This window comes from Geothrix terrae (assembly GCF_022808775.1).
Taxonomy (GTDB): Bacteria; Acidobacteriota; Holophagae; order Holophagales; family Holophagaceae; genus Geothrix; species Geothrix terrae.
This window is the reverse complement of record NZ_JAKZLA010000003.1, coordinates 178,726-191,138: the sequence shown is the minus strand read 5'-3', so window position 1 is coordinate 191,138 and position 12,413 is coordinate 178,726. Positions and strand designations below refer to the sequence as shown.

The 12,413-nt window shown below is 71.3% G+C and carries 11 protein-coding genes; 7 read left to right on the top strand and 4 right to left on the bottom strand.

Annotation, left to right across the window (positions count from 1 at the left end; genetic code table 11):
* Positions 1-292 precede the first annotated feature (292 nt).
* From MLE42_RS06850 to MLE42_RS06840, 3 genes are all read left to right on the top strand, one after another.
* The gene (locus MLE42_RS06850; RefSeq protein ID WP_243287139.1) at positions 293-739 is read left to right on the top strand and encodes a hypothetical protein; all 447 of its coding nucleotides are present in this window, start codon (positions 293-295) and stop codon (positions 737-739) included.
* Between the two features lie 316 nt (positions 740-1,055).
* A complete protein-coding gene (pheA, locus tag MLE42_RS06845) occupies positions 1,056-2,153 on the top strand; it encodes a prephenate dehydratase (RefSeq protein WP_243287138.1) in 1,098 nt (365 codons plus the stop codon).
* The gene (locus MLE42_RS06840; protein WP_243287137.1) at positions 2,150-3,478 is read left to right on the top strand and encodes a 3-deoxy-7-phosphoheptulonate synthase class II; all 1,329 of its coding nucleotides are present in this window, start codon (positions 2,150-2,152) and stop codon (positions 3,476-3,478) included. The genes pheA and MLE42_RS06840 overlap by 4 nt, the downstream gene beginning before the upstream one ends.
* 2 nt (positions 3,479-3,480) lie before the next feature.
* Here MLE42_RS06840 and MLE42_RS06835 read toward each other — a convergent pair whose 3' ends face one another.
* Together MLE42_RS06835 and moaA are read right to left on the bottom strand one after the other, a co-directional pair.
* Positions 3,481-4,467, bottom strand: coding sequence for an isoaspartyl peptidase/L-asparaginase (locus tag MLE42_RS06835; protein WP_243287136.1), 987 nt, complete (start codon positions 4,465-4,467; stop codon positions 3,481-3,483).
* A 34-nt stretch (positions 4,468-4,501) separates the two neighbouring features.
* A complete protein-coding gene (gene moaA, locus MLE42_RS06830; RefSeq protein WP_243287135.1) occupies positions 4,502-5,506 on the bottom strand; it encodes a GTP 3',8-cyclase MoaA in 1,005 nt (334 codons plus the stop codon).
* A gap of 59 nt (positions 5,507-5,565) precedes the next feature.
* Here moaA and MLE42_RS06825 point away from each other — a divergent pair, with 59 nt between their 5' ends.
* Positions 5,566-6,822, top strand: coding sequence for a DUF1444 domain-containing protein (locus tag MLE42_RS06825; RefSeq protein ID WP_243287134.1), 1,257 nt, complete (start codon positions 5,566-5,568; stop codon positions 6,820-6,822).
* A 217-nt stretch (positions 6,823-7,039) separates the two neighbouring features.
* Here the strand turns inward: MLE42_RS06825 and recA are convergent, their stop codons facing one another.
* Complete coding sequence (recA, locus tag MLE42_RS06820; RefSeq protein ID WP_243287133.1) at positions 7,040-8,101, bottom strand: recombinase RecA; 1,062 nt, start codon at positions 8,099-8,101, stop codon at positions 7,040-7,042.
* A 96-nt stretch (positions 8,102-8,197) separates the two neighbouring features.
* Positions 8,198-9,325 (bottom strand): glycosyltransferase family A protein, encoded by a 1,128-nt coding sequence (locus MLE42_RS06815; RefSeq protein WP_243287132.1) that lies wholly within the window; start codon positions 9,323-9,325, stop codon positions 8,198-8,200.
* 68 nt (positions 9,326-9,393) lie between these two features.
* Here MLE42_RS06815 and MLE42_RS06810 point away from each other — a divergent pair, with 68 nt between their 5' ends.
* The 3 genes from MLE42_RS06810 to MLE42_RS06800 all read left to right on the top strand — a co-directional run bounded on the left by MLE42_RS06810 (position 9,394) and on the right by MLE42_RS06800 (position 12,369).
* Positions 9,394-10,026 (top strand): GNAT family N-acetyltransferase, encoded by a 633-nt coding sequence (locus MLE42_RS06810; protein WP_243287131.1) that lies wholly within the window; start codon positions 9,394-9,396, stop codon positions 10,024-10,026.
* Between the two features lie 12 nt (positions 10,027-10,038).
* Positions 10,039-11,004 (top strand): carbon-nitrogen hydrolase family protein, encoded by a 966-nt coding sequence (locus tag MLE42_RS06805; RefSeq protein ID WP_243287130.1) that lies wholly within the window; start codon positions 10,039-10,041, stop codon positions 11,002-11,004.
* 102 nt (positions 11,005-11,106) lie between these two features.
* Positions 11,107-12,369, top strand: a complete 1,263-nt coding sequence (locus tag MLE42_RS06800; protein WP_243287129.1) for a cation:proton antiporter — start codon at positions 11,107-11,109, stop codon at positions 12,367-12,369.
* Positions 12,370-12,413 lie beyond the last annotated feature (44 nt).

Genomic DNA, 12,413 nt, shown 5'->3' with positions numbered 1-12,413 from the left:
ATATCCGGCCCCTGCCACCAGGGGGCCACCGCACCCGGGTCACCAACTGGCCCCTTCGGAAGGGCTTCCGGAGAACACCTCCAGGCAGTGGGACCGCAGGGGCCATCGGGACCTCCTTCTGGGCCCGGCGGGGGAGCGGCGGGAGGTGATGTGGCCGGATCGAGACTCTGAATCGATTCCGCCACATCGCCCTCGTCCAAGAGGGGGCGTCCTCAGCCGCGGCAGGTTGCGTGGAATGGCGTCCCGGGTGAGACCGGGCCTGCGGTAGGGTGGAGGCCCCGGAGGCCTCCCTGTGGACCTGCTCGACGAATTCCTGCCCTACGCCCAGAGCTGCCTGAAGCATGCCTCGGAGCGGGCCCGGCTGGCCGCCATCCTCACCCTCTGGGCGGCCAAGTGGCGGGGGAAGCACCGGGTGTTCGACTATTCCCGCAGCCACCACGGGGCCTTCTTCCACTTCAACCAGCTCATGGACGGCAAGTGGGTGCAGGTCTTCACCTTCGTGGCGACCCGCCGGGAGGGCGTCTGCCTGCGCGGGCCCGATCCCGACCGCACGCGGAAATCCCACAAGCTCCGCCGCAACGCCCTGGACGCCGCCCCCCTGGACGCCCTCTTCGAAGCCTGGTCGCAGCACCCCGAGGCCCGGCCCGCCGGCCATGCCGTGGAGTTCTTCCTGGACGAGACCCCCGACGAGGTGTGGACCGCCTGCCTGGCCGAGGTCCTGGCCTGCCTCGGGGCCTGAGGCCAGGAATAGCAAAGGCGGAACGCGAAGGGCGCTAAGAAAAGCGCGAAGGCTGAAAAGGTGTCCTCCTTGGGCCGAACTTCTGTCCGCGGTCTTCGCGCCTTCATTCGCGCCCTTCGCGTTTCCCCTGAATTCCCTTGCAGGCCAAGGCCTTTTCCGGCAAGGTGTCTAGACCGTGATGACCGCCTCCCGCGCCTTCTTCTTTAGCTTTCGCACCTCGGGTGCGAGGGTAGGCGGCGTCTAGAACCGGAACCGCTTCGAACCATCGCCCCCGAGACCGCAAGGCTCGGGGGTTTTCGCATTTCAGGAGGACCCCATGACCGAGATCCCGTCCCTCCCCGGCCTCCGGCAGGCCATCGATGCCGTGGACGACCAGGTGCTGGCCCTGCTGAACCGCCGGGCGGCCCTGGCGGCTGAAGTGGGCCGCCTCAAGACCGCCGCCGCGCCGGAGGCCCCCTTCCATGCCCCCGCCCGGGAGCGGGAGGTGCTCGCCCGCCTGGAGGCCGCCAGCGCCGGGCCCTTCCCGGCCCCGGCCGTGCGCACGGTCTTCCAGGAGATCATGAGCGCCTGCCTCAGCCTGGAGAAGCCGCTGCGGGTGGCCTTCCTGGGGCCCGAGGGCACCTTCACCCACCTGGCGGCGCGCCACCAGTTCGGCGGCTCCGGCCAGGCCCTGCCCCAGGGCACCATCCAGGCGGTGTTCCAGGCCGTGGAGCGCCAGCGGGCCGACTACGGCGTGGTGCCCGTGGAGAACGCCACCGAGGGTGCGGTGGATTCCACGCTCGATGCCTTCCTCGACAGCCCCCTGGCCATCTGCGCGGAGATCCTCCTGCCCGTGGACCAGGCCCTGCTGCTGCGCCCCGGCCTGGACATGGGCGGCGTGCGGCGGGTCTACTCCCACCCCCAGGCCCTGGGCCAGTGCCGCCGCTGGCTGGAGGCGCACCTGCCCAGGGCGGACCGCATCGAGGCGCCCTCGACCTCGGAGGCCGCCCGCCTGGCCCGGGAGGACGCCGAGGGCGCTGCCGTGGCCTCGGAGCTGGCGGCGGACCTCTTCGGCCTCCGCGTAGCCGAGACGAAGATCCAGGACCTGGCCGCCAACGCCACGCGCTTCCTCGTGCTGGGGCCCAAGTCCGCCGAGCCCACGGGCCGGGACCGCACCACCCTGTTGGCCATGGCCCAGGACGGTCCCGGCGCCCTGCTGCGCCTGCTGGAACCCCTGGCCCGGCGGGGCCTCAACCTCAGCCGCATCCAGAGTCGGCCCACCCGGCGCAAGCTGTGGGAGTACGCCTTCTTCCTGGATGTGGAGGGCCACGCGGAGGAGCCCTCCATGGCCGAGGCCCTCGCCGAACTGCGGGGCGCCTGCGCCTCCCTGAAGGTGCTGGGCAGCTACCCGCGGGCCACGGAGGTGGCGCGATGACGGGAATGACCTGGGCCCCGGATTCCTGGCGCGGCCTGCCCGCGGCCCAGCAGCCGCGCTACCGCGATGCCGCCGCCGTGGATGCCGCCCTGGCGGAACTGCGGGAGCTGCCGCCCCTGGTGGTGGCCGAGGAGGTGGACCACCTCCGGAGCCTGATCGCCGAGGCCGCCGCAGGGAAGCGCTTCCTCCTCCAGGGCGGCGACTGCGCCGAGGCCTTCGCGGACTGCCGCGGGCCCCTCATCCAGGACAAGCTGCGCGTGCTGCTCCAGATGTCCGTGCTCATCACCCACGGCGGCCGCACGGGCGTGGTGCATCTGGGCCGCATCGCGGGCCAGTACGCCAAGCCCCGCAGCGGGGACACGGAGCTGGTGGACGGCCGCCGGGTGCCTGTCTACCGCGGGGACCTCATCAACGGGCTCGATCCGGACCAGCGCGAGCCCGACCCCCGGCGCCTGCTGGAGGCCTACCACCGCGCCGCCGCCACCCTCAACCACCTGCGGGCCCTGGTGGATGGCGGCTTCGCGGACCTGCACAACCCCGAGCACTGGGACCTGCCCTGGAGCCGCGAGGACGCGGGCCACTACCTGGAGACGCTGGAGCAGGTGCGGGCCTCCCTGGACTTCGTGAAGTGCCTGGGCGGCCTCCCCGAGCACCTGCGCACCGGCGAGCTGTTCACCAGCCACGAGGCCCTGCACCTGCCCTTCGAGACGGCCCTGACCCGCTGGGTCCCGGAGAAGCAGGCCCACTACAACCTGGGCGCGCACTTCCTCTGGATCGGCGAGCGCACCCGCCAGCTGGACGGCGCCCACCTGGAGTACATCCGCGGCCTGGCCAACCCCATCGGCCTGAAGGTCGGCGCCTCCATGACGCCGGAGCAGCTGCGACAGGTGCTGTCCAAGCTGGATCCGGAGCGCCAGCCGGGCCGCCTCACCCTCATCACCCGCTTCGGCGCCGGCAAGGCCGGGCGCGTCCTCCCGGCGCTCATCGAGGCTGCGAGGGCCGAAGGCCATCCCGTGCTGTGGAGCTGCGACCCCATGCACGGCAACGGGCGGACGACCAAGGGGGGGCTCAAGACCCGGGCCTTCGGCGACATCCTCCAGGAGCTGCAGGAGGTGGCCGACGTGCACCGCGCCCACGGCTCGCGGCTCCGCGCCGTCCACTTCGAGCTCACCGGCGAGCCCGTCACCGAATGCACCGGCGGCGTGGAGGGCCTCGACGAGGCCGACCTGGAGCGCGCCTACAAGAGCGGCTGCGACCCCCGCCTCAACCGCAGCCAGAGCCTGGAGATGGCGTTTCTCATCGCGCAGATGATGCGGAGGGCCTGAGGCTATTCCCGGACGCTCCACGCCATCTGGTTCCGGTAGTCGGTGACGAAGGCCTTCTTCTCAGCGCTGTAGTTGCAGCCGCCGCCGGTGGTGGCGGGGCCGACGGCGACGAGGCCGAGGTCGATGGTGGGCGGGAAGGCCTTGAGGGCGCGGTCCACGGCCTCCTGGGCGGGGAGGCCCTGGGCCAGCAGGTCGTACGTGGTCTTGGCCACCAGATGCTTGATGATGTCCTCGCCGTTGCCGGTGCAGGCCACGGCGCCCTTGGGTCCGGCGTAGATGCCGGCGCCGAACATGGGCACGTCGCCCACGCGGCCGTAGAAGGTGATGGTGGTGCCGCCGGTGCTGATGGCGGCGGCGAAGTTCCCCTTCGCGTCGCGGGTGACGCAGCCCACGGTGTCGGGCGAGCCCAGCGCCTCCTTGAGGGGCGTGGGGAAGTTCCAGGCCTTCTTCCAGTCGTAGCGCTTCCAGGCCTCGATCTGGCGGGGGTCGGAGCCCTTGAGGATGGCCTGCACGCGCTGGAAGCGGGCCTTGTTCTCGGCGCAGGTGGGGTCGTAGTCGGGGAAGCCCATGGCCCGGGCGAAGCGGGTGGCGCCCTCGCCCACGATGAGGAGGTGGGGCGTGTCCATGACCTTGCGGGCCACCAGCACGGGGTTCTTCACGCGCTCGATGGCGGCCACGGCGCCGTAGCCGCCGGTGGCGCCGTCCATGCACGCGGCGTCCATCTGGATGGTCTTGCCATCGAGGCGGATGTTGGCGCCGGTGCCGGCGTTGAAGCGGGGATCGTCCTCCAGCGCCACCACGCCGGCCAGGGCACCGTCCAGGGCGCTGCCGCCGGCCTTCAGGGCCGCCAGGGCCTTCGCCGCGGCCGGATCCGTGCCGTCCATGCGAGCTCGGGGGCTGCCGGCGCCGCCGTGGACGACGGCCGCAGGCGGCGCCGCCAGCAGGCCCGCGGCCAGGAGGAGGATCGCGAAGGGGGGACGGATGCGCATGGGGAACCTCGGGAATCGGTTCGAAGGCCGGGCGTCATCCCCCCATGCGGGACATTTCCACCTTGGGGAGGCCGGGCGTGGCGGCGTGACGGATCTCTGAATAGTGATCGCTCCGCCGCTTCCAGTGGAAGCCCAGCAGGGCCGTCAGGCCCGGATCGTCGTGCCCGCTCCGGAGGAACCCCTTCAGGTCGAGGCCGTCCCCCGCGAAGAGGCAGGTATAAAGACGGCCTTCCGCCGAGAGGCGGGCGCGGTCGCAGCCGCGGCAGAAGGGGGCGGTGACGGAGGCGATGAGCCCCACCTCGCCTTTCCCGTCGCCATAGCGCCAGGTGCGGGCCACGGCGCCACCCTCGGCCTCCACGGGCTCCAGAGGCCAGTGGGCATGGAGAAGGGCCCGGACCCGGGAGGCGGGCACCACTTCCTCCATCCGCCAGCCGTTGGTGGTGCCCACGTCCATGAACTCGATGAAGCGCAGGGTGTGGCCTTCCTCGCGGGCGAAGGCGGCCAGGTCGAGGATCTCGTCGTCGTTCACACCGCGCTTGAGCACGCAGTTCAGCTTGACGGGGCCGAAGCCGGCGGTCCGGGCGGCGGCCACCCCCGCCAGCACGCGGTCGAGGGGCAGGTCCGTGTCGCTGATAGCCCGGAAGCGGTCGGGGCGCAGGGTGTCGAGGCTGACGGTGATCCGGTTCAGGCCGGCTTCCTTCAGGGGACGGGCCAGATCGGGAAGGAGGACGCCATTGGTGGTGAGGGCGAGATCCTCCAGCCCGGGCAGCGCCGAGAGCATGCGCACCAGGACCGGCAGCTCCCGGCGCATGAGGGGCTCTCCACCCGTGAGGCGGATCTTGGTGACGCCGAGGCCGATGAAGATCCGCGCCAGCCGGGTGATCTCCTCGAAGCTGAGCAGGGCCTCCCGGGCCAGGAAGGGGTAGTCCGGCCCGAAGACATCCTTGGGCATGCAGTAGGTGCACCGGAAGTTGCAGCGGTCGGTGACCGAGATGCGCAGCGCCTTGAGGGGGCGGCCCAGGGTGTCGCGGGGCTCCATTCCCCAAGCATAATTTCATTTAATGCGTCAGAATGGACTGTTTGATTGGACCGCTGAAAATGGGCTTTTTCGATCGCTTCCGTTCCCGCGCCGACGAGGCGCCCCTGCCGTCGCTGGCCACCCTGCTGGAGACCCGGGGCCTGCCCGCGTCCCTGCCGGGGCTGGAGGCGCTCATCCCGACCTTCGAGGCCCACCGGCGGGCGGAAGAGCGTGAAGCCTGGGCAGATGCGGTGGCGGAGACCCACCGGCTGGGCCTGCCCCTCCCGGAGCCCTGGATCGACGCCCAGGACCATCTCCTGCCGGAGCTGGTGCCCACCTGGCGGGCCGAGCGCGAGGGTCGCTGGAGCCACGCCTTCATCGACGGCCTGACGGCCCGGATCCGCGTGGGTGGGGTGGTGATGCCCACCGCCTGGCTGCGGATCTGGGACCAGCCCGCCGAGGACGTGCTGGATATGGCCCTGGACCACCTGCGCCACCGCAGCGAGGGCGCCTTCGTGCGGCTGCCCTCGGGCATCTACAAGGCACCCTGGCACGACGGGGCCGACGCCGCCCGCCTGCTGCTCCCCGAGGTCTGGCACGGCCTCTTCAAGGACCAGCATCCCTTCCTGGCCATCCCCACGGCGGATACCCTGCTGGCGGCGCCCCAGATCCTGCTGCCCAAGCTCATGGAGGAAGTGGGCCGGGTCCTTCAGGCCGGGGGCCAGGCCGGTGCCCCGGTCCTCCAGCTCGCGGTGCTGGAGCGCATCGGCGACAAGCTCATGACCGCCCGGCTCCAGGAGCCCCACCCCATGTCGGCCCCCCAGCGGGAGCTGAAGAACATGGACTTCCTGGAGGCGCTCCGGAACCAGGAGAAGGACCTGGATCCCAGTCTGGGACGCCCGGCTCCGGTCCTCCTGCTGAAGACCGCCCAGGGCAAGCCGCTCACCATGGCCACCTGGACCGGCGGGGTCCCGACCCTGCTCCCCGAGGCCGATCTCATCGGCTTTGCCGATCCGGATGGCGAGCCGCTGGGGATCTACTGGCGCCAGTCCCTGCCTCGCATGCACGAGGTCCGCGGCACCGCCGTGGACATCTGGGGGCCTCGGCGCGTCCGCTACGAGAGCTTCCCCACCACCGAGCAGATCGCCCGCCTGGAGCCCTTCGCCACGGCGGAGCAGATGAAGTCCCTCCAGGCCCAGCCCGGGGCGCAGCCAGGGCCCCGGCCCTCCGCGCCGAAGGCCGCGGCCCCCGCCGGAGCCCCCTTCAGCGCCCAGGGCGCGGCGCCCCTGCCGAAACATCTGCAGGGAGCCGGATTGGGCGTGCAGGACAAGGACTAGCACGGCGCCCGGTCATCGGAAAGATCGGGAACGCGAGGGGTGCCAAGATGTCCTGCGTCGGGGCCATGGAGCCGCCTTCACGTCCTTGCCTTTCCCCTTCGCGCCCTTCGCGTTCCGGTCTTTCGTCTTTGACTGGGCCACATCAAAAAACGGCGGCGGCCTTTGGGGACCGCCGCCGTCTGCCGACCCCTTCCAAGGGCGCGCAGATCGATGGTGCTTACACTTCCACGGCGGCGCTCTTCATGCCGAGGCGCTCGCGGATGAGGCCTTCCACCTCGTCCGCCAGCTCGGGGTTGTCCGTGAAGAGCTTCTTCACGTTCTCGGCGCCCTGGCCCAGGCGGCTGTCCTTGTAGCTGTACCAGGAGCCGCTCTTCTGGATGATCTCCAGCTGGGTACCCAGCTCCACCAGCTCGCTGGTGCGGCTGATGCCCTCGCCATACATGATGTCGAAGGTGGCGACCTTGAGGGGTGGGGCGACCTTGTTCTTGACGACCTTCACCTTGGTCTTCTTGCCCACCACGGAGGAGTCCTCGTCCTTGGCGGCCACCAGGGGATCGCCCGTGTTGCCCTTGATGCTCTGGATGCTGCGGACGTCGAGGCGCACGGAGGCGTAGAACTTCAGCGCGTTGCCGCCGGTGGTGGTCTCGGGATTGCCGAACATCACGCCGATCTTCATGCGGATCTGGTTGATGAAGACGACGCAGCTGTGGGTCTTGCTGATGGTGCCGGTCATCTTGCGGAGGGCCTGGCTCATGAGGCGGGCCTGGAGGCCCACGTGGCTGTCGCCCATCTCGCCGTCGATCTCGGCCTTGGGCACCAGGGCGGCCACGGAGTCCACCACGATGATGTCCAGGGCGCCGCTGCGCACGAGCTGGTCGCAGATCTCCAGGGCCTGCTCGCCGCTGTCCGGCTGGCTGATGAAGAGGTTGTCCACATCCACGCCCAGCTTCTTGGCGTATTCGGGATCCAGGGCGTGCTCGGCGTCGATGTAGGCGGCGAGGCCGCCCTTCTTCTGGGCCTGGGCCACCATGTGCAGGGCCAGGGTGGTCTTGCCGCTGGCCTCCGGGCCGTAGACCTCCACGACGCGGCCCTTGGGCACGCCGCCGACGCCCAGGGCGGCATCCAGGGCGATGGAGCCGGTGCTGATGACCTCGATGCCCTCGGAGGGGCTCATGCGGTCGCCCAGCTTCATGATGGAACCCTTGCCGAAGGCCCGCTCGATGTCGGCCACGGTGCGGGACAGGGCTTTCAGGCGGTCATCTTGTTCGGCTGCGGCCATGGGGTCCTCCGGAAGGGGTGCTTTCCAGGATGGATTCAAAAAGCGAAAAAAACAAGAAAATCTTTTGGGCCGTCCGCGAGGGGCGGGTCCACCAGCCTAGCGCAGCTTGACGTCCCGCCCACGCCAGTGGTTCACCCCCCGCAGGCGGTCCGCGAAGGCCCAGGCCGTGCCCGCCGCGAAGACCAGCGTGTCCAGGGGCCAGAGGGCCCAGAGCAGGTCCATGGGCCGGCCGGTCATGCGCTGCTGGACGTCCCCCGCCAGGGCCGGGACCAGCAGCCACAGGAGGAGGGCCAGGCCCGGGTGGCCCGCGAAGGGCAGCCAGAGGGGGGCGAGCCCGACCCATGCCAGGAGCGGGAGCAGCAGGGGCAGGAGGCCCCAGGCGGGCACGGCGGCGGCGTTCTTCCGCATGGCCCGCACCAGCTCTCCCAGGCCGTGGTACATCCGCAGGTGCAGGTCCGGGCCGCCCCGGGCCACGCGGTTCACGAAGCCGGCCCGTTTCATCCGCCAGGCCAGCATCATGTCATCGATGGCCTCCAGGGGGGCGGCGGCGTGGCCACCGGCGGCCGCGTAGGCCTCCCGCCGCACCAGGGTGAAGCCGCCCACGCCGCAGAAGGCCGGGTGGCGGGGGTTCGGCACCTGGTGAGGTGGCACCAGCACCTGGAAGGCCGAGGCCGCCAGGGGCAGCACCACCCGCTCCGCCGGGCTGACCGCATCCACGCCGGGGATCAGCGCGAGGATGTCCGTGGGCTGGGCCAGGGCGAAGGCCACCGCCCGGCGCAGCAGGGTCGGGGCGGCCTGGACATCGCCATCCGCGAAGAGCAGCCACTCGGCGCCCTGGGCTTCGGGTTGGCGGGCGGCCAGATCCAGGGCGTGGTTCTTCCCCAGCCAGCCGGGGGGCAGGAGGTCGTTGCGGACGATCCGGAGGCGGTCCGGCCGGGCCTGCGCGCGGGCCTGGAGGACTTCCGTGCTGCCGTCCGTGGAGCCGTCGTCCACCACGACGATGCGCAGGGCCGGGTAGTCCTGGGCCAGCCAGGAGTCGATGGCGGCGGGCAGCTCGAGGACCTCGTTCCGGACGGGGATGCAGAGGCACACGGGCGGCGGGTCGGCGGGCAGGGCGGGGTCCGGCTCCAGCGCAGGCAGGCGGGCCCAGTGCCGGCGCAGGAGGATCAGTCCCGCCAGGAGCAGGGCGGCGGCAGTCCACGCGGCGAGGTCGGTCCAAAGCATGCCCCAGGCTAGCCCGAACGGACAGGCTGGCGGGGTGGGTTAACCTGGGGAGCCTCTCCGGGAGCGTCATGGACGACCTCGGCCCATCCACCCCCGTGCTGCGCCGCCTCCGGCGCCCGGAGGACGTGCCGGGGATCCGGGACCTGATGGCCCGCGTCTACCCGCCGCCCCATGGCCCCGAGGCCGTGTGGTCCGCCGAGAACCTCCTGCGCCACATCGAGCGGTTCCCCGAGGGCCAGATGGTGGTGGCGGTGGGCGAGCGCCTCGTGGGGACCTCCACGGCCCAGCGGGTGTCCCTGGCCGCGGCGCTGGCCCCCCACACCTGGTCCGTGATCACGGGGCGGGGCAGCCTGTACACCCACGACCTGGAGGGGGACGCCCTCTATGGCGTGAACATCGCCGTGGATCCCGCCTGGCAGGACCAGGGCATCGGGCGGCTCCTCTACCAGGGCCGCATCGAGCTGGGCCGGCACCTGGGCTGTCGCGCCTTCGTGGCCGGGGCCCGCATCCCCGGCTACCACCTCGTGGCCCACGAGATGAGCCCCGAGGCCTACGTGGAGGCCGTGGTGGCCGGCCGGATCTTCGATCCCACCCTCTCGAAGCAGCTCCGCGTGGGGTTCCAGGTCCGCGGCGTGCTGCGGGACTATGCTCCGGATCCGGAGACCCTGGGCCACGCGGCCCTCATCGTCATGGAACTCTGAGGAGGCGACGGCATGCGCTTCAAGGCCCCCACCCCGTTTCTGTCCCGTCCGGTGCGGGTCTGCGGCATCCAGTACGCCCTGCGCCCGGTGGCCGACTTCGCCGCCTTCGCCACCCAGGTGGAGAACTACGTGGATGTGGGCGACGACTACGACGCCGACGTCATCGTGTTCCCCGAGCTGCTGGCGGTCCAGCTCCTGAGCTGCCTGCGGCCCGGCTTCCCGCCCCCGGAGGCCATGCGGGAGCTGGCGGAGCGTTTCACCGTCGACTACGAGGGCTTGTTCCTCCACCTGTCGCGGAAGTACGACCGCATCATCGTGGCGGGCACCCATCCGCGCTTCGTGGACGGGAAGCTGCAGAACGTGGCCTCCACCTTCGTGCCGGGCCACGGGCCCGTCCACCAGCCCAAGCTCCACCTCACGCCCACGGAGCGGAACGTCTGGCACTTCGAGCCGGGCCAGGAGATCCACATCATCGACACGGACTTCGGCCGGATGGGCGTGTCCATCTGCTACGACGTGCAGTTCCCCGAGGTGGCCCGGATCCAGGCGGAGCAGGAGGTCCAGCTGCTGGTGGTGCCCTACCTCACGGACGACCGGCGGGGCTACAGCCGCGTCACCACCTGCGCCCGGGCCCGGGCCGTGGAGAACCAGATCTACGTGGTGACCGCGGGCATGGTGGGGAGCCTGCCCCTCATCACGGACCTCACGGCCCAGTACGCCCAGAGCGGTGTCTACACGCCCTCCGACTTCCCCTTCCCCATGGATGGCATCGCCACGGAGGCCGCCCCGAACTCCGAGATGGTGCTGGTGGGCGACATCGACCTGGCCATCCTGGACCAGACCCGCGCGCGGGGCTCGGTGCTGAACCACCAGGACGCCGCGCGGGACGGGCTCCACGTGACGTTTGACGGGCGGATCCACGTGCACCATCTGCCCTGGCTGAAGCAGACCGAGGGAACCGGAACGGCGGAGAGCTGAAGGGCCCCACTCGGAGGTGGCGGCCTGTTGCGGCTCTGGCTGTGCGCGGACGGCCATGAACCGTGGAGTATCCTCGGGCCAGACGTTTCCCCGAGGCATTGGATGACCCTGGCCTTCCTGGTCCACGATCCCCTGGCCGGCACGCTCATGCTGCTGGCGCTGCTGTGGCTCTCCGCCAAGGTGGGTGGCGAGCTGGCCGTGCGCCTGAAGCTGCCCGCGGTCACCGGCGAGCTGGCCGTGGGCCTGGCGCTCACGGCCCTGCACCGGGCCTGGCCCCTGGTGCCGGAGGTGGCTGCCTCTCCCGCCGCCGAGCTGCTGGGGGGCCTCGGGGTGGTGGTGCTCATGTTCGCCGTGGGGCTGGAATCCACGGTGGCGCAGATGATGAAGGTGGGCATGGCCTCGCTGCGGGTGGCCTCCGTGGGCGTGGTGGCGCCCATGGCCGTGGGCCTGGCGGGGGCCTGGCTCCTGCTGCCCGAGGGCGCGCCTTTCGTGCTGGACCTCTTCATCGGCGCCTGCCTCTGCGCCACCAGCATCGGCATCTCCGCTCAGGTGCTGCGGGAGAAGGGCGCGGCGGATTCGGCGGAGGGCCGCATCATCGTGGGCGCCGCCGTGGTGGATGACGTGCTGGGCCTGCTGGTGCTGGTGGCCGTGTCGGGCCTCGTGGGGGCTTCCGCCACGGGCGCGCCGGACGGGTCGGGCGGATCACTGGGCTCGGAGCTGACCAGGACCCTCCTCCTCGCCCTGGGCTTCCTCACGGCGGCACTCACGCTGGGCCGCCTCGCGACGCCGCGCCTCTTCCGCCTGGCCAGCCGGTTCCGGGGCGAGCAGGTGCTGCTGCCCCTGGGCCTCGGCTTCGCCTTCCTGCTGGCCTGGCTGGGCAGCCTGGCGGGCCTGGCCTCCATCGTGGGCGCCTACGCCGCGGGCCTCATCCTGGAGCCCGCCCACATCGTGGACCTGGAGCACCGGGAGAAGCATTCCCTTGAGGAACTGGTCCACCCCCTCGTCACGGTGCTCTCCCCTCTCTTCTTCGTGCTCATGGGGGCCAAGGTGGATCCCACCGCCCTCTTCCGGCCCAGGACTTTGGGCTTCGCGGCCGTGTTGGCCCTGCTGGGCGTGGCGGGGAAGTACGTGGCGGGCTACAGCGGAGGCCGGGGCGCCCGCGCGGCCGTGGTGGGCTGGGGCATGGTGCCCCGCGGCGAGGTGGGCCTCATCTTCGTGGCCACCGGCGCCCAGCTCCAGTGGCACGGCGCCCCCCTGCTGAGCCCCGACATCCAGGCCGGCATCATCGGTGCCCTCCTGCTCACCACCGTGGCCGGGCCCGTGGGGCTGGGATGGGTGCTCTCCCGGAAGGCGCCGAAGGCATGAAAAGTCCGCTTTCCGCGCGCGCTTCGGTGAATCCACGGCTCGGG